At 72.3% G+C, this 17,360-nt stretch carries 10 protein-coding genes; 6 read left to right on the top strand and 4 right to left on the bottom strand.

Annotated features, from left to right (window positions below):
* Positions 1-258 precede the first annotated feature (258 nt).
* The 5 genes from ACFZBD_RS02565 (at position 259) to ACFZBD_RS02545 (ending at position 4,760) form a co-directional block, all read left to right on the top strand.
* Positions 259-1,626, top strand: coding sequence for an AMP-binding protein (locus ACFZBD_RS02565; RefSeq protein ID WP_391134072.1), 1,368 nt, complete (start codon positions 259-261; stop codon positions 1,624-1,626).
* A 21-nt stretch (positions 1,627-1,647) separates the two neighbouring features.
* Positions 1,648-1,893 carry a phosphopantetheine-binding protein gene (locus ACFZBD_RS02560; RefSeq protein WP_391134069.1) on the top strand — a complete coding sequence of 82 codons (246 nt, stop codon included), beginning with the start codon at positions 1,648-1,650 and terminating at the stop codon, positions 1,891-1,893.
* 164 nt (positions 1,894-2,057) lie between these two features.
* Positions 2,058-2,972, top strand: coding sequence for an ATP-binding cassette domain-containing protein (locus ACFZBD_RS02555; RefSeq protein WP_391135896.1), 915 nt, complete (start codon positions 2,058-2,060; stop codon positions 2,970-2,972).
* Complete coding sequence (locus tag ACFZBD_RS02550; RefSeq protein WP_391134065.1) at positions 2,969-3,817, top strand: ABC transporter permease; 849 nt, start codon at positions 2,969-2,971, stop codon at positions 3,815-3,817. Before ACFZBD_RS02555 ends, ACFZBD_RS02550 begins: the two co-directional genes overlap by 4 nt.
* A gap of 112 nt (positions 3,818-3,929) precedes the next feature.
* Positions 3,930-4,760: a TetR/AcrR family transcriptional regulator C-terminal domain-containing protein gene (locus ACFZBD_RS02545; RefSeq protein WP_391135893.1), complete on the top strand. Its 831-nt coding sequence runs from the start codon at positions 3,930-3,932 to the stop codon at positions 4,758-4,760.
* A gap of 64 nt (positions 4,761-4,824) precedes the next feature.
* Here ACFZBD_RS02545 and ACFZBD_RS02540 read toward each other — a convergent pair whose 3' ends face one another.
* The 4 genes from ACFZBD_RS02540 to ACFZBD_RS02525 all read right to left on the bottom strand — a co-directional run bounded on the left by ACFZBD_RS02540 (position 4,825) and on the right by ACFZBD_RS02525 (position 9,048).
* Positions 4,825-5,940 carry an SIS domain-containing protein gene (locus ACFZBD_RS02540; RefSeq protein ID WP_391134062.1) on the bottom strand — a complete coding sequence of 372 codons (1,116 nt, stop codon included), beginning with the start codon at positions 5,938-5,940 and terminating at the stop codon, positions 4,825-4,827.
* Between the two features lie 34 nt (positions 5,941-5,974).
* Positions 5,975-6,718 (bottom strand): glucose 1-dehydrogenase, encoded by a 744-nt coding sequence (locus ACFZBD_RS02535; protein WP_391134058.1) that lies wholly within the window; start codon positions 6,716-6,718, stop codon positions 5,975-5,977.
* A gap of 55 nt (positions 6,719-6,773) precedes the next feature.
* Positions 6,774-8,003, bottom strand: coding sequence for a cytochrome P450 (locus ACFZBD_RS02530; protein WP_391134054.1), 1,230 nt, complete (start codon positions 8,001-8,003; stop codon positions 6,774-6,776).
* Between the two features lie 91 nt (positions 8,004-8,094).
* Positions 8,095-9,048, bottom strand: coding sequence for a chlorinating enzyme (locus ACFZBD_RS02525; RefSeq protein ID WP_391134051.1), 954 nt, complete (start codon positions 9,046-9,048; stop codon positions 8,095-8,097).
* 365 nt (positions 9,049-9,413) lie between these two features.
* Here ACFZBD_RS02525 and ACFZBD_RS02520 point away from each other — a divergent pair, with 365 nt between their 5' ends.
* Positions 9,414-17,360, top strand: coding sequence for an amino acid adenylation domain-containing protein (locus ACFZBD_RS02520; RefSeq protein ID WP_391134048.1), 7,947 nt, complete (start codon positions 9,414-9,416; stop codon positions 17,358-17,360).

The raw sequence follows: 17,360 nt of genomic DNA, 5'->3' as shown, positions 1-17,360 counted from the left end.
ACAATCTTCAGCCTCCGGTTGCGTAGCGCCGCCTGTTTTCGATACATCGGCGGGAAGAATGCAAACGGTTGTCGTGCGATCCGGTTTTCCGTTGTCCGGGCGCCGCCCGAACCTAACACGGGGGTTCGCAGAGTCAATGGCGTGAGCAGGCCTGCGGGAACCGTCGGTTGTCCCGCCGGCGGGACAGTGAATTTCCGTGCGGTGCGCCCATAATCACCCTGTTGACTTCCCGATCATTCCAGCCGATGAGGGAGAGGTATGGCAATCGCGTCCTGGTGGGGTGAATCATTGCTGGATACCGGTGCGGACCGGCAGCCCTGGGCGATTTCACGCACGGGGGAATCCAGATCCGAACTGCGTTCCGCGGTGGCGGAACTCGGTCTCGCCTTCCGCCGGCAGGGAATAGGCGAGAACAGTACCGTTCTGCTCCGCATGCGGCCGAGCCTCACCTATGTGCGGGTGCTGCTCGCCCTGTGGAGCCGGGGCGCGCAGGTTCTCCTCGTCGACTTCCGGGCGACACCGGCCGAGTACGAGCCACTGGCCGAGCTGCTCCGGCCCCAGTACGTGATCGACTCCGACGGTCATCAGGGACCGGCGACCGGCTTCGAGGAGGAGGTCGGCTTCCGCGTCGGCGCCCGGCCGTCGGGGCGCCCCGCCGCGTCCGACCACTGCCTCGTCCAGTTCAGCTCGGGCTCGACCGGCCGGCCCAAGGTGATCGGCCGTACCCCCGCCTCCTTGCTCGCCGAACTCGACCGGCACGCCGCCCTGCCGGAACTGCCCGGCGCCGGCGACCGCTTCGTGCTGCTCAACTCTCTGGTGCACACGATGGGCCTGATCACCGGCGTGCTGCACGCCCTGCGGCAGGGCGCGACGGTGGTGCTGCCGGCCCTGCCGACGCCGGCCGAGATCCTGCGGACGGCCCAGGAGACCGGGGCGGTGGCGATCTACGGAGTGCCGGCCCACTTCGAACTCCTGACCAGGACCTCGTCGGTGCCCCCCTTGCCCGCGCTCCGGCTGGCCGTCACCGGTGGCGAACCGCTGCCCGTGGAGGTGTACGAGGGGTTCCACCGCAGGTACGGGATCCGGGTGAGCCAGGTGTACGGCGTGACCGAGACCGGCCTGCTCGCCGCAGGTCTGCACGGCCCGCGGCCGCCGGTGCTGGGCGGCTTGGTGCCCGGGGTCGAGGCGAAGATCGTCCATCAGGAGCTCTACGTTCGCCTGGACCGGTCGCCGTACCCGCTCGACGACCAGCCGGACCGCTACGCCGACGGGTGGCTGCGCACCTTCGACCGCTTCGCCGCGGACGACACCACCGGCGAGCTCAGCATCCTCGGCCGGCTGGACTCGCTCGTCACCATCGGCGGCCTCAAGGTCGACCTCGCCGAGGTCGAGGCCGTGCTGCGGGCGCATCCCGCGATCGCCGAGGCGGTGGTCCTCCACCACGAGGTGATCGAGGCGTACGTGGGGGGCGAGGCGACGCCGGAGGCGGGCGAGTTGATCGCCTGGTGCAAGGAGCGGCTGAGCGCCGTCAAGGTCCCCAAGCGGTTCTTCGTCCTCCGCGCGCTGCCCCGGAACAAGACCGGAAAGCTCGTCCGCGACCGGAACGCGATCCGCACCGGCCTGTGACCCGTCCGAAGGGAAACGTCAGTGATCAGCAAGGATGAGATCAGGGAGATCCTCTCCTGGAGCCGCTCGTTGGCGCTGTCCGACGACATCGGCGACGACGCGGAGTTCGTCATGGACTCCTTCACGATGGTGACCCTCCAAGCGGCCCTGGAGGACCGGCACGGCATCCGTCTCGACCCCCGGTTCGAAGAGCTCCAGACGCTGAACTCGGTCAACGACATCCACGCGTACCTGCTCGACCGCTTCCCCGGGACGGTGGCCGGCTGAGGCGGCCGTCCGCCCTTCCGCCCCCCTCCCCGGTTCCGCGCGCCGCCGGTGCCGGGGAGGGGCGCGTGCTAACGTTTTACGCTGTAATGAGATAGCGGAAGGAGGGGACTGACGTGACTGCGGACACGGCGGCACAGCCCGCCATCGAGGTCGTCGACCTGCGTATGAACTACGGATCCACGACCGTCCTGCACGGGGTGGACTTCCGGGTCGCCCGAGGCGAGGTCGTCGCCCTGCTCGGCCCCAACGGCGCCGGGAAGACGACGACGATCGAGATCCTCGAGGGCTTCCGGCTGCGCTCCGCCGGAGAGGCGCGGGTGCTCGGCGCCGATCCGGCGCACGGCGACGAGAGTTGGCGGGCCCGCCTCGGCGTGGTCCTCCAGTCCTGGCGGGATCACGCGAAGTGGCCCGTCCGCGAGTTCCTCGCCCACTACGGCTCGCTGTACGCGCCGTACTCCACCGAGCGGATCACCCGTCCGCGTGACGTGGACGAACTCCTGGAGGCCGTCGGCCTCACCGAGCAGGCCGGCCGGCGTGTCGGGCAGCTCTCCGGTGGCCAGCGGCGGCGCCTCGACGTGGCGATCGGCATCGTCGGCCGTCCCGAGGTGCTCTTCCTCGACGAGCCGACCGTAGGCTTCGACCCGGAGGCGCGGCAGGAGTTCCACGCGCTGGTGCGCCGGCTCGCCGAGGTCGAGGGCACCACGATCCTGCTGACCACCCACGACCTGGACGAGGCCGAGAAGCTGGCCGACCGCATCGTGATCCTGGCCCGGGGGCGGATCGTGGCCGACGCCACCCCCGAGGAGCTGGCCCGGCAGGTGGAGACCGGCGCCGAGGTGCGCTGGGTCCGCGACGGCGAACGGTGCACCGCCTCGACCACGACCCCGAGCCGGTTCGTCCGCGAGCTGTTCGCCGCGCACGGCGCCGGAGTCGACAAACTGGAGGTCCGCCGGGCCACCCTGGAGGACACCTACCTGGCCATGGTGCATGCCGCCGAGTCCGGCCGGGACGACGCCGGACTTCCGGGTCTGGGCGCGCCCCGGGCGGCCGCCGAGCGGGTGGCGGAGGTGTCGTCATGAGCGTGAGCGCGACCGCGATCGCCGTCCGCAGCGGACTGGCGGCGGGCCGGATCGAGACCCGCCAGTCCCTCGCCAACGTCCAGGACGTCCTCGGCATGCTGTTCATCCCGGTCGTCCTGCTCGTCGTCGCCCTGCTGCGGCGCGGCTCCGACATCGGGGGCACCGGCTTCTCGGTCGGTTCGACGACCCTGGCCGGCCTGCTGGGTCTGACCCTCGCCTTCAACGGCTTCCAGGCCGTGGCCTTCAACCTGCTCATGGAGCGCGAGGACGGCACCCTGCTGCGGGCGAAGGCCGCCCCGAACGGCATGGTCGCCTATCTCGTCGGCAAGATCGTCCACTCCGCGGCGACGACCCTGATCACCACCGCCCTGCTGCTGGTGCCCGGTGTCCTCCTCTTCGACGGGGTGAGCCTGGACAGCGCCGGCGCCTGGTTCACCCTGGGCGCGGTCCTGGTGCTCGGGATGCTTGCGACGATGCCCTTCGGAGCCGTCCTGGGGTCGGTGCTCGCCAGCCCGCGCAACATCGGTGTCGTCATGTTCCCGCTGCTGGCGCTCTTCGGTGTCTCGGGCATTTTCTTCCCGGTCACCGAGGCGCCGGAATGGCTCCAGTGGGTCGCCCAGGTCTTCCCCGTCTACTGGCTCGGTCTCGGAATGCGCGCCGCCCTGCTGCCGGACGAGTTCGCCGCCGTGGAGATCGGAAATTCCTGGCGGTATGTCGAAACGTTCTGCGTACTCGGCGCCTGGGCCGCCCTCGGTCTTCTCCTGGCGCCTGTGGTATTGCGCCGAATGGCACGCAAGGAATCCGGCTCCGCCGTCGAAGAGCGCCGGAAAGCGGCCATGCAGTGAAAACCGCCGCGGGGCCGTCACGCGTTTCGGCGGCCCCGCACGAAGGGCGGCCGGAGAGTGGCCGTGCGGTAAGGTAATGACCGTCCAGTCCGGCATCAGTCAAGGGGATATGGTGGTGGTTTTCGCCGGCCAGGGGGATTTCCGTCGTTCCTTAACCCTGTTGTGGCGCACCCCCGGCGAAGCGGTCACCCGGAGCGGTCCCGGACCCCGGCCGGGACTGACCGTGGACGCGATCGTGGACGCCGGCATCGCCATCGCCGACGCCTCGGGGATCTCCGCGGTGTCCATGCGGGAGGTGGGCAGGCGCGTCGGGCGGACCGGAATGGCGCTCTACACCTATGTGCCCAGCAAGGACGAGCTGCTCGAGCTCATGTACGACCGCGCCCTCGCCGAACTGCCCACCGGGTACGACCTCGCGGACGGCTGGCGCGCCGCGCTCTCCGCCTGGACGCACGACTACTGGGCGTTCTGCCTGCGCCACCCCTGGACCCTCCAGATCTCCCAGGCGCGCCCCGTCCTCGGGCCGAACGAGAACGCCCTGCTGGAGACGGTCCTGCGCATCCTCTTCGCGACCGGGCTCGGCGCGCCCGTGCTGCGGCGGGTCGTCGGCACACTGATCAACCACGTCCGGGGCGCCGCGCAGACGGTGGTCGACTCCCGGCAGGCCGCCACCGCGACCGGTGTCTCCGACGAGGACTGGTGGGCCGCCCGTTCCGCGGCCTTCGAGGAGGTCGTGCCCGACTTCGCCGCGCGCTTCCCGACGGTGGTCCGGCTCGCCGCGGAAGCCGTCGCGAATCCGCCCGACCCGGAACGGCCTTACCTGGAAAGGGAGGCGACCGAGACCTTCGACGCGGGACTCGCGATCCTGCTCGACGGGATCGAGGCCATCGTCCGCCGGAGCGGGCAGCACGACCGGGACGCCCGGGTGGCGGAGGGCGCGTAGGGTCCGCCGTCCGGACCGTGCCCGCACGACGGACCCCGACACGGGTGCCCCGCCCCTTCCGGGGTCACCCCGGCGTCTGCGCCGTTCCGGCCTCGGCCAGGATGGAGGTCGTGTGGTACCACGGGTTGCCGGCCGACTCCGAGATCAGGTCGCGGGACTTGGTGTCGTAGAGGCGGCCGAGATGCAGCGCCGTGTGCTGGACGAACTCCAGCGCGGTGAAGTACTTCCGCATGAACGTCGGTTGGTCGAGCGTGAACTCGGTCACCGAGATGTTCCGGTTCTGCGGGATGTCGCGGGTGAGCAGGCGGATGAGGTTGTCCATCTTCTGCCGCGTGTAGGCGTCGTCGTCGCCGTCCCGGAACAGCAGGACGCTGTGCCGGCGGTCGGGGTCGGAGAGCGTGGCGACCTCGCTGTGGCAGAACTCGTGAAAGAAGTTCCGGGTCGCCGGTGCCATCGCCATCTCGTTGAAGTGCATCTTGGCCAGCTTCAGCAGGCTCTTGTACCACTTCGGCGACGCCAACATGATGATGTTCGCGTCCTTCGCGCTCAGCGCGGTGGCGCGGGCCAGCTCCTCCAGCGCCGGTGTGAAGTCCTCGGCCAGATGGCCCGCCAGCGCGGCGACCTCGGCCCGGTGGTCGGCCTTGATCAGACCCAGCCGCGGGAACATGTCGAGCAGGATCGCGAAGTACTGGCCGACGTGGAAGAGCGGGTACTCCCGGTCCGGCTCGCCCAGTTCCCACCGGGCCACCGACACCCCGGCCTGCCGGCCCAGCTCGGCCAGCCGGCCGCCGGAGGTCAGCAGCAGGGTGCGGTGGTAACGCCCCGCGAGCTGGTGGAAGACCCGGACGGGTTCCTCGGAATGGCCGCTGTAGGAGCTGATGACGAACAGCGTCCCCTCGTCCTCGACCACCGACCGCGGGACGAGGTAGGGGAAGTCGTAGTCGTTGAAGACCAGGACCTCCACTCCCGCACCCGAGGCGTTGAGGAACGTCCCGATCACATCCGAGACGATGGCGGAGCAGCCCATCCCGGAGAAGACGATGCGGTGGAACTGCCCGCTCTCGATGCGCTCGCGCAATTCGGGAGTGACCTCGGCGAGGGAGTACTCGCCGGACTTGAGGAAGTCGGAGCGGTACCTGATCTTGAGGAAATCGGCGTACCGGTCGAGGCGTGCGAACATGAAGGCCCTTCTCTTTCGGACGGGGCGGTGACCGCTACCACATGAATTGGCCACCGTCGACGATGAGTTTCTGGCCGGTGATGTAGCGGGCCCCGTCACCGACCAGGAACTCCAGGGCGTCCGCCATTTCCTCCGGCGTGCCGATCCGCCGCTGCGGGATCTCGGCGAGCAGATCGGCGCGCGCCGTCGGATCGGCGACCCGGTACCGGGTGCGCATCTCGTCTGTGTCGATCATTCCGGGGATCAGGCAGTTGACCCGGACGGCGGGGGCCAGCTCCATGGCGAGGCATTTGGTCAGGTGCAGCAGTCCGGCTTTGCTCGCGCAGTAGTTGACGCCGTTCAGGCGGGGCCGGATCGCGGTCGTCGCCCCGATGTTGACGACATTGGCGCCGCCCCCCAGGCCGAGCATGGCGGGGGCGAACGCCTTGGTCAGATAGAACGGCCCGGACAGATTGGCGTCCAGCACCTGCCGCCAGTCGTCGTCCGTCATCTCCAGGAACGGCCCGTCGATGTTGCGGCCGGCGTTGTTGACCAGGACCCGGGGCGCGCCGTGCGCGGAGAGCACCCGCTCGGCGAAGGCGGTCACCGCCGCCGGGTCGGCGACGTCGAGCCGGACCGTCTCGACCCGGTCGCCGAGCTCCTTGCCCAGCAGATCCGCGGCGGCCTCGTCGGCGCGGTACACCGCGACGACGTGATAGCCGAGCGAGGCGAGGCGGCGGCTGAGCGCGACCCCGATCCCCTTGGTTCCTCCGGTGACGACAGCGGTGCGGTCGGGCATGGTCCTCTCCTCGGCGCGTCGGTGGACAGTCGGGCGTACGGACGTCCCGCCCCGGTCAGCCGAGGGTGACCGGAAGTTCGCGGAAGCGGGTCCACAGGGGCATGGGCTCCAGGGCCAGCTCGTCACGGCCGACGGCCAGCGACAGCTCCGGGTGTCGCGCGAACAGGACCTGGAGCGCCACCCGGGCCTCCATCCGGGCCAGGTTGGCACCGAGACAGAAGTGCACGCCGTGGCCGAAACCGAGGTGGGGGTTGGGGGAGCGGGTGATGTCGAAGCGTTCCGGCTCCTCGAACACCTCCGGGTCGCGGTTGGCGGCCGCGAGCAGTGGCAGCACCGACGCCCCGGCGGGCACGGTCTGTCCGTGCCACTCGATGTCCTCGACCGCGGTGGCCGGCCGGGTGCCGGTGATCGGCGGCAGATAGCGCGCCACCTCGTCGACCGCCGACCGCCACAGCGCCTCGTCGTCCGGCGCCGCACGCAGCAGGGCGAGCTGGCCGGGGTGGTCCAGGAGGGCGGCCACCGCGTTCGTGATCAGGTTGTACGTCGTCTCGTAGCCCGCCGTCACCAGGCTGAACACCATGGCCACCAGCTCGGTGTCGTCCAGGCGGTCGCCCGCCTCCTCGGCCTCGATCAGACCGGTCACGACGTCGTCCCCGGGCTCGGCCCGCTTGCGGGCGACCAGGTCACGGGTGACGTCGACGAGGTCGCGTACGTGCGCCTCCCAGTCCTCCCGGGAGCCGCTGAACCCGCTCATCAGCGCCGTGACGCCCTGCTGGAAGCGGACGCGGTCCTGCTCGCCGACCCCGACGAGGTCGGCGATGACGGTGTAGGTCACGGGCAGCGCGAAGTCCTGGCGCAGGTCGATGGGACCGTCGGCGCCGGCGAGCGCGTCCAGCCGGCGTTCGGCGAGCACCCGGACCTGCTCGCCGAGATGCTCGATGCGCTTCGGCGTGAAGGGAGCGGCCACCAGGGAGCGCAGCCTGCGGTGCTCGTCCCCGTCCTTCATGTCCAGGGTGGAGCTGACCAGGCGGATGTGCTCGGGGATCTCGACCCCCGGCGGGGGCCCGTACGGGGACCGCAGCAGGCGGGGATCGGTGAGCATCGCCTTGCAGTCGGCGTAGCGCGAGACCACCCAGACGTCCTGGGCGAACGCTCCGAAGTCCAGCCGGACCTGCCCGAGCGGGGCGTTCTCCCGCAGCCAGGTGTAGTGGGCGGGCGGGTCGGCGGCGAACTCCGCGCCCCCCATGACGATCGGCAGGGTGACGGGGCGTGGGATGACGGTCATGCGGATGCCCTCCTCCGGGCGGGGATGCGCGGCACGGGCCGGTCGGAGGCGCGTCCGCGAGGGGCGCGCCACCAGCCGGCCGGCGGTGCGGTCAGCTGAGGAACGTGGAGATCGGGGTGCCGCGCAGCGACTCGCGCAGGATCTTGTTGTGGCCGGTCCCGTCCTCACCGCTGACGAGGACCGCACCCCACTTGTCGAGCGGGATGCTCCCGCCGTACTCCTCGACGCGGTCGGTGCCCGGGTAGACGCGCACGCTCGTCGGGACGTAGCGGGTGGCGAAGCCCATCCGGTGGCTCTTCTTCGTGATGTTGGGCAGCGAGGCGTGCATCAGGGTGGACCAGAAGATCACGCACTGGCCGCGCTGCATCACCAGGTCGAAGGCGTCCTCCTCGGACGGCCTCCAGTCCGGGTCGATCTGGAGCTCGCGGTAGTCGTAGCCGAAGAAGCCGCGCGGAACGCCCTCCTTGACCTTGGAGTTGATCTGCCCGGTGTCGTAGTGCATGCGCTTGGACTCGTCGTAGTTCATCCGGTGGTGCGAGCCGGGGATGACCTGGAGACAGCCGTTGTCCCGGGTGGCGTCGGTGAACGCCGTCCACACCGTGATGGTCCCCTTGCCGAACTGGGTGTCGGTCTCGCCGGGCCACAGGATCTGCGGTGAGCCGCTGGCGTTGGCGAAGGTGTCCGCCTGATGCCAGTCGGTGCCCTCGTCGCCCGGGTACTTGGGGAAGAACTCGGTGCGCCAGCAGAGGACGTCGGGTCCCAGGATGGACGCCACCCGTTCGGTGATCCGCCGGTTGCACACGTGCTGCATGAGCAGGTCGACGTCGAGGTGACGGTCGTAGTTCGCGATGTTGGTCGCGCCGGACATCGCCTCGTCGACCGGGTAGGCGGCGTGCGAGCGGTCCAGGACCTCCCGACGGGCCTGGCGCCACAGCGCGTCCATCTCTTCCGGGGTGTATATCGTCAGCGGCCCGATATAGCCGTTCTCCCGGAAGAAGTCGAGCTCGGTTTCCGAGAGCCGCCATTGCTGAGTGTCAAGTGTCATGCTGATTCTCTCCGGGTGCGTCCTCGAATTTCTGACGGAAGCGTGATCGGAACCTAGTTGAGCACCCGAGGAGTTGTCGACGCGCCGACGGACCGGCAAGAGCTCGGTGATGTCCCGCCGGCGGGACACCGAAGCCCTTCGCGCGCACCCTGTATGACCTGCCCCTCGTGGTCCGGTGGGGTCGGCCGTATCCCGTTCGCCGCACTTGTTGCCGGGCCCGGAGCGCCATTACGTTCGGCCGGAGCGAATTCGCCGTTTCGATTGTTCATTCCCCGGCCCGCCCGTACCGGCTCTACGCGCCGGCTGATTCGGTTACCGGGTGGTTCCGCGCTTCCAGTAGGAAATCTCGGAGGTCGTCGATCTTGTTGAACGCCGACACACAGCTGCCCCTGCTGGCAGCGCAGCGTGAGATCTGGTTTGCCGAACAGCGGCTGAGCGACGGCAATTCGGTGTATCAGGTCGGCGAGTACGTCGATGTGCAGGGCGAGTTCGACACGGAGATCTTCGAGCGCGCCCTGCGATCGGTCGTCGCCGACCTGGACACCGTGCACAGCCGTTTCCGCCAGGACCGCGGCCGGGTCACCCAGACCATCGACCAGGACCGGCCGTGGGAGCTGCGCGCCGTCGACCTGTCCGGTGCCGGGGATCCGCAGGCCGAGGCCGACGCGTGGATGCGGCGGGAGCTCTCCCGGCCGACCGATCTCACCGACGGGCCGCTGTTCCGGTTCGCGCTGCTCCGCCTCGGGCCCGAGCGGCACCTGTGGTACCAGAACTACCACCACATCGCCATGGACGCCTACGGCTCCTCCCTGGTCTCCCGCCGGGTCGCCGAGGTGTACACGGCGCTCACCGAGGGCCGCGATCCCGGCCCGAACCCGTTCGGCTCGCTGCGCGCCCTCGCCGACGAGGACACCGCGTACCGCTCCGCGCCGGAGTTCCGGCAGGACCGTGACTTCTGGCTCGGGCAGTTGGGCGGCCGGCCGGCGCGCTCCGCGCTCCTCAGCGGGTCCCGCGGTGCGGCCGCCGAGTTCCGCGGTGAGACCCACTGGCTGCCCGAGGACCGGTTCGACGCCGTGCGCGGTACCGCCCGCAGCGTCCGGGTGCCCTGGCCGGTGGTCGTCACGGCCGCCGTGGCCCTGCACGTCCAGCGCCGGACCGGGGACGAGAACGTCCTCCTCGCCTTCCCGCTCTCCGCCCGCGCGAGCCAGCTCGCCCGGCAGACCCCGGCGAACCTCGCCAACGTCCTGCCGCTGCCGCTGACCGTCCGCCCGGACATGACCGTCTCCGCCCTGCTGGAGCACGTGGCCGAGCAGATGGCCTCGGCCGTGGCGCACCAGCGCTACCGGGGCGTGGACCTCCAGCGGGACCTCGGCATGGCCCACCCCACGTCCCTGCTGCCGGTCGTCAACGTCATCTCGCACCCGTACGACCTGCGGTTCGGCACGGCCCGCGGCATGATGCGCAACCTGTCCTCCGGTCTGGTGGGCAACCTGCTCTTCATGATCTGGGACCGCCAGGACGGGCAGGGCCTCCAGGTCGACGTCAACGGCCGTGCGGACCTGGGACTGGCCGACCACCGCGACGCGTTCACCGCGACGCTGGAGGCGCTCGCCGTCACCGACCCGTCCCGACCGCTGAGCGACGTCGGCGGCCCGGCCCGGACTCCGGCGCCCACGCACCCCGCTCCCGCGACGGCCGCCGCCCCCGGTGCGGACACCGTTCCCGAGCTGTTCGCCGCCCAGGCCGCTGCCACCCCGGACGCCCCCGCGCTCACGGCGGACGGCGCCACCTGGACGTACCGGGAACTGGACGAGCGGTCGAACCGGCTGGCCCGCGCGCTCATCGCCCGCGGCATCGGCCCGGAGGACGTCGTCGCCGTGGCCCTGCCCCGCTCCGCGGACCTCGTCCTCGCCCTCCTCGGCGTCCTCAAGTCCGGTGCCGCCTATGTCGCCGTCGACCCCGACTACCCGCCCGCCCGGGTCGCCTCCATGCTCCAGGACGCGGCGCCCGGGCTGCTGATCACCTCCTCGGCCGCCGGGATCGACACCGACCGGGACCGGCTGCTCCTCGACACCCCGGAGTTCCGCGCCGACACCGACGGCCGCGACTCCGGGCCCGTCGCCGCCGACGAACGGGTGCGGCGGCTGCGGCCCGGCTGCCCCGCCTACCTGACGTACACCTCCGGGTCCACGGGCCATCCGAAGGGCGTGATCACCACCCACGAGAACGTCGTCCGCCTCTTCACCACCACCCGCGCCGCCCTCGGCTACGGCCCGGACGACGTGTGGACGCTCTTCCACTCGGCCGCCTTCGACTTCTCCGTCTGGGAGCTCTGGGGCGCCCTGCTGCACGGCGGCCGGCTGGTCGTCGTCCCCTTCGAGGTGAGCCGCGCGCCCCAGCGGTTCCTGCGCCTGCTCGCCGACGAACGGGTGACCGTCCTCAGCCAGACACCCTCGGCGTTCTACCAGCTCATGGCCGCCGACCGGGAACTGCCCGAGGTGAGCCGCCTGTTGCGGCTGCGCACCGTGGTCTTCGGCGGCGAGGCCCTCCGGCCCGCCCGCCTCGCCGACTGGCGACGCCGCCACGGCGGCACCGGACCGGCGCTGGTGAACATGTACGGCATCACCGAGACCACGGTCCACGTCACCCATGTCGAACTGGGCCCCGAGCAGGGACCCGACAGTGTGATCGGCGTCCCGCTCGCCGATCTGACGGCCCATCTGCTCGACGAACGGCTGCGGCCCGTGCCGGCCGGCGCGATCGGCGAGCTGTACGTCTCCGGACCCGGTCTGGCCCGCGGCTACGCCGGCCGCCCCGGCCTCACCGTCCAGCGGTTCGTCGCCGACCCGCACGGGCGGCCCGGCGAGCGCATGTACCGCACCGGCGACCTGGCCCGGCGCGACCCGGCCGGCCGGCTCACCTTCGTCGGCCGCGCGGACGACCAGCTGAAGGTCCGCGGTTTCCGGATCGAGCCCGGCGAGATCGAGGCGGCGCTCGCCCGGTGCCCGGGCGTGGCCCTCGCCGCGGTCGTCCTGACCGAGGAACGGGAGGACGACGGGCGCCTGGTCGCCTTCGTCGTCGCCGAGGACGGTGCCGATCCCGCGCCGGAGGAGATCAGAGAGGCGGTCCGAGCCCGGCTGCCCGAGTACATGGTCCCCGGCCGGATCGTCCGTACCGACGTGCTGCCGCTCACCGCCAACGGCAAGCTCGACCGCGCCGCCCTGACCCGGGCCACGGCCCCCGCGCAGACGACCGCGGACATCTCGGAGACGGTCACCGCCCCCGCGCAGACGGCCGCCGACGGGCTCTCCTCCCGGCTCGACATCATGTGCGCGCTCTTCGCGCTCGTGCTCGACGAGCCCGAGGTCGGCCCCGACGACGACTTCTTCGACCTCGGCGGCCACTCCGTGCTCGCCACCACGCTGATCACCCGCATCCGGTCGACGTTCTCCGTCGAGGTGGACCTGCGCGTCCTGTTCGACGAGCCCACCCCGCGTGCGGTGACCGCCGCCCTTGACGACGCCGGACTGGCCCGCCCGCCCCTGCGGCGGCGGGAGCGGCCCGCCGAGCTTGAGGCCTCCTACGCCCAGCGCCGGATGTGGGTCCTCCAGCAGATGGACGCACCCGGCGGCGCCTACAACGTCCCCTCAGTCCTGCGCATCGACGGTCCCCTGGACCCGGCCGCTCTCGGCGCCGCCCTCGGGGACGTCCTCACCCGCCACGAGAGCCTGCGCACCGTCCTCCCGTACGTCGACGGCCGCCTCCTCCAGCAGGTGCTGCCGCCCGCCGCACCCACCCTGGACGCGACCCCCGTCACCGGGGCCGAGCTCGACGAACGCCTCGCCGCCGAGGCCCGCCGCCCCTTCGACCTCGCCGTCGAACCGCCGCTGCGCGCCGCACTGTTCCGCACCGGCACCGACGCCCACGTCCTGCTGCTCGTCCTGCACCACTGCGCCTGCGACGCGCTGTCGATGCGGCTGATCACCCGGGACCTCGCACGCGCCTACGCCGCCCGCGCCGCCGGCCGGGCCCCCCGGCTCGACCCGGCACCGGTGCGCTACAGCGACTACACGCTCTGGCAGAACGAACTGCTCGCGCCGGACGGCACCGGCGCGGGACTGCTGGAGACGCAGGTGGCGTACTGGCGCGAGCAACTGGCCGGACTGCCCGAGCAGATCGAGCTGCCGACGGACCGGCCCAGGCCCGCCGTCGCCTCGTACACCGGCGACCACATCAGCGTCTCCCTCGACGCCGCATTGCACCGCCGCCTCGTCGCCCTGGGCCGGGCCTCGGGCACCAGCCTGTTCATGGTGCTGCACGCCGGCCTCGCGGCCCTGCTGTCCCGCCTCGGAGCCGGTGACGACATCACCGTCGGCAGCCCCGTCGCGGGCCGGCTCGACCAGGCGCTGGACGACGTGGTCGGCGCCTTCGTGAACACCCTCGTGCTGCGCACCGACCTGTCGGGCCGCCCGGACTTCGGCGAACTGCTCCAGCGGGTCCGCGAGACGGCGCTGGCCGCCTACGCCCACCAGGACGTGCCCTTCGAGTACCTCACGGACGTCCTGGCGCCCGAACGGTCCCTCGCCCGCCACCCCCTCTTCCAGGTGATGCTGGGCCTCCAGGACACCGCTCCGGCCGGCGAGTTCACGCTGCCCGGCCTCGCCGTCTCCACCGAGCTGGGCCGCACCGGTACGGCCAAGTTCGACCTCTTCCTCAGCCTGGTCGAACGGCGCACGGCCGACGGCGCCCCGGCCGGCCTCGACGGCTACGTCGAGTACGCCTCCGATCTGTTCGAACCGGAGACCGTGCGCGCCCTCTTCGACCGGTTCGCGCGGCTGCTGGCCGAGGCTGCCGCTGACCCCGGCCGACCCGTCGACCGGCTCGACCTGCTCACGGCCGAGGAGCGCGCCCGGCTGCTCGGCGCGGGGACCCCCGGCACGCCGGACCTGTCCGCGGCGACGGTCACCGGCCTCTTCGCCCGGCAGTCCGCGGCCACCCCGGCCGCGATCGCCGTATCGGCGGAGGGCCGCGACCTGACCTACGCCGACCTGGACGCGCGCGCCGACCGATGGGCCCGCGCCCTGGCCGGGCACGGAGTCCGCGCCGGGGACACGGTCGCCGTGGCGCTGCCGCGTTCACCGGAGTTCGTGGTGGCGCTGCTCGCCGTGCTGAAGGCCGGCGCCGCCTACGTACCGATCGATCCCCGCTATCCGGCCGCCCAGGTCGCGTCGATGCTCGGCGAGACCCGGCCGAGGGTTGTGCTCGTCCCGTCCGAAACCGAAACCTCCATCAGCACCGGCACCGGCACCGGCATCGACATCGCCACCGGCATCGGCATCGGCATCGGAACCGACGCCGACACAGACTCCGGAACCGAAACCGGCACCGAAACCGGTGACCGCCGGCTGCCGGACACCGTGGCGCCCCGCCTGTCGCCGGACGACCTGGACGCGGCGCCGGAGCCGGCCGTGGGGGACGTGGCATCGCCGCACCCCCTCTCCGCCGCCTACGTCATGTACACCTCCGGCTCCACGGGGCAGCCCAAGGGCATCGTGGTGACCCACCGCGACATCGCCGCCCTGGCCACCGACCCGTGCTTCGGCGAGGGTGTCTCCTCCGGCGTCCTCGTGCACTCGCCCGCCGCCTTCGACGCGTCGACCTTCGAGATCTGGGCGCCCCTGCTCCGGGGCGGCCGGCTGATCCTCGCCCCCGCGTACGACCTGGACGCCGAGGAGTACGCGGAGCTGATTACCCGTCACCGGCCGAGCGCCCTCTGGCTGACCGCCGCGCTGTTCGCCGTCGTCGCCGAGTACCGGCCCGACTGCTTCGCGGGCGTCCGCCAGGTGTGGGCCGGGGGCGAGGAGATCGCGCCGTCGACGGTCCGGCGGGTGCTGGCCGCCTGCCCGGACACCGTCGTGGTCAACGGCTACGGCCCGACGGAGACCACCACCTTCGCCACCAGCCACGCCGTGCGCGACCTCGCGCCCGAGGCCCGCGGCGTGCCCATCGGCCGCCCGCTGGCCGGCATGCGCGCCTACGTCCTGGACGCCGGTCTGCAACCGCTGCCGCCGGGCGCCACGGGCGAGCTGTACCTGGCCGGTGCCGGGGTCGCCCGCGGCTACCTCGACCGGCCCGCGCAGACCGCCGAGCGGTTCCTCGCCGACCCGTTCGGCCCGGCGGGTGAGCGCATGTACCGCACCGGTGACCTGGCCCGCCGGACCCCGGACGGCGTCCTGGAGTACCGGGGGCGCACCGACCGGCAGGTCAAGCTCCGCGGCTTCCGCGTCGAACCCGGCCAGGTCGAGGTGGTCCTCCGGGAGCATCCCGCGGTCGCCCAGGCCGTAGCCGAGGTCCGCCGCGAGGGCGGCGGCGAGGCGCGGCTGGTCGCCTACGTCGTCCCGGCGGAGGGAGGCCGGCCCACCCGGGACGCGTTGCGCGCCTTCGCCGGGCGCCGCGTGCCGCCGTACCTGGTGCCCCATGAGATCGTCGTCCTCGACGCCCTGCCGGTGACCGCGCACGGCAAGCTGGACCGCGCGGCCCTGCCCGCCGCCGTCGCCCGGCCGAGCGGACGTGCCCCGGCCGGCCGGGCCGAAGGCCTGCTGTGCACGCTCATGGCCCGGGTGCTGGGGCGTGACACGGTCGGAACGGACGACGACTTCTTCGGTCTCGGCGGCGACAGCATCTGCGCCATCCGGCTGGTGAGCGCCGCCCGTGCCGAAGGGCTCGCCTTCACCGTGCGGGACGTCTTCGCGCACCGGACCGCGGCGGAGCTGAGCCGGAGCGCCGGCACCCCCGAAGCCCCCGCGGACGGCGGACCCGGCGACTCCGGCACCGGCCCGGTCCCCGCCACCCCCATCGTCCACTGGCTGCGCGAACGCGGCGCCACCGTGCACCGCTTCGCCCAGTCCCTGCTGCTGTCCTGCCCGCCCGGACTGTCCGAGGAAGCGCTCCGGGCCGCCGTCGGAGCGGTGACCGACACCCACGACGCGCTCCGCCTGACCCTGGTCGACCAGGACGACTCCTGGGCCCTGGAGATCCGGCCGCCCGGACGGACGTCCGACACCGACCTCGTGCGCCGCGTCGACGCGACCGGCCTCGACGAGGGAACCCTCGCCGACCGGGCCCGCGCCGAGGTCACGGCCGCGGCCGACCGGCTCGACCCGTACGCCGGACGGATCGCGCGGCTCGTCTGGTTCGACCGGGGGCCGGACGAGCCCGGCCGGCTCCTCCTCGTCGTCCACCACCTGGCCGTCGACGGCGTCTCCTGGCGCATCCTCACCGACGACCTGATCTCGGCGTACACCCAGGCGGCCACCGGCAGCGCACCGGACCTGCCGCCGGTCGGCACCTCGCTGCGCCACTGGGCGCGGCGCCTCACCGCGCAGGCCACCCGACCCGAACGGCTCGCCGAACTGCCCCGGTGGATGGACCTCCTCGACGCCCCCGACCCGCTCCTGACACCGAAGCCGGCCGACCCCCGGCTCGACCTCGCCGCCGACACCGCCGACACCGTCACCACGCTCCCCGAGGACGTCGTCGGCCCCCTGCTGACGACCGTCCCGGCCGCCTACCACTGCGGGGTCGAGGACGTGCTGCTGACGGCGCTCGGACTGGTCGTGACCGCGTGGCGCCGCGACCGGGGCGACGACACGGCCGACGGCGTGCTCGTGGACGTCGAGGGCCACGGCCGCGAGGAGGTGGTCCCGGGCGCCGACGTGTCGCGGACGCTCGGCTGGTTCACCACCCTGCACCCGGTCAGGATCGACCCCGGCCGGATCGCCTGGGCCGACGTGACCTCGGGCGCACCGCGCCTGGGTGACGCCGTCAAGCGGGTCAAGGAGCAGGCGGGCGAGGCGCCGGACGGCGGCATCGGCTTCGGCCTGCTGCGCCACCTCGCCCCCGGCTGCCGCGAGGTGCTCGCACGCCTCGGCACCCCGCAGATCGGCTTCAACTACCTCGGGCGGTTCGCCGCCCCGGGCGCCCCGCTGGGCGGCGAACCGGGCTGGGGCATGGCTCCCGAGGCGGTCATGGTGACGACCACCGACCCCAAGCTGCCCGTCGCCCACGGCCTGGAGGTGCACGCCGTCGTGTACGACGCCGCCGGCGGCCCCCGGTTGACGGTCACGTGGACCGGGGCGCGGCGGCTCTGGTCCGACGCCGACCTCACCGACCTCGGCGAGCGGTGGACGACGGCCCTCCGAGGCATCGTCCGGCACGCCCTCGCCCCGGACGCGGGCGGCCACAGTCCGTCCGACTTCCCGCTGGCCGGCCTGACCCAGAACGACATCGACGACGTCGAAGCCGGGTGGTGA

Source organism: Streptomyces sp. NPDC008121 (assembly GCF_042957155.1).
Lineage (GTDB): Bacteria > Actinomycetota > Actinomycetes > Streptomycetales > Streptomycetaceae > Streptomyces.
This window is presented reverse-complemented; position numbering and strand designations above follow the sequence as displayed.

Coding starts and splice junctions, on each gene's coding strand:
- ACFZBD_RS02565 (WP_391134072.1), top strand. CDS start 259: ATGGCAATCGCGTCCTGGTGGGGTGAATCATTGCTGGATACCGGTGCG.
- ACFZBD_RS02555 (WP_391135896.1), top strand. CDS start 2,058: ATGAACTACGGATCCACGACCGTCCTGCACGGGGTGGACTTCCGGGTC.
- ACFZBD_RS02550 (WP_391134065.1), top strand. CDS start 2,969: ATGAGCGTGAGCGCGACCGCGATCGCCGTCCGCAGCGGACTGGCGGCG.
- ACFZBD_RS02540 (WP_391134062.1), bottom strand. CDS start 5,940: ATGTTCGCACGCCTCGACCGGTACGCCGATTTCCTCAAGATCAGGTAC.
- ACFZBD_RS02535 (WP_391134058.1), bottom strand. CDS start 6,718: ATGCCCGACCGCACCGCTGTCGTCACCGGAGGAACCAAGGGGATCGGG.
- ACFZBD_RS02530 (WP_391134054.1), bottom strand. CDS start 8,003: ATGACCGTCATCCCACGCCCCGTCACCCTGCCGATCGTCATGGGGGGC.
- ACFZBD_RS02525 (WP_391134051.1), bottom strand. CDS start 9,048: ATGACACTTGACACTCAGCAATGGCGGCTCTCGGAAACCGAGCTCGAC.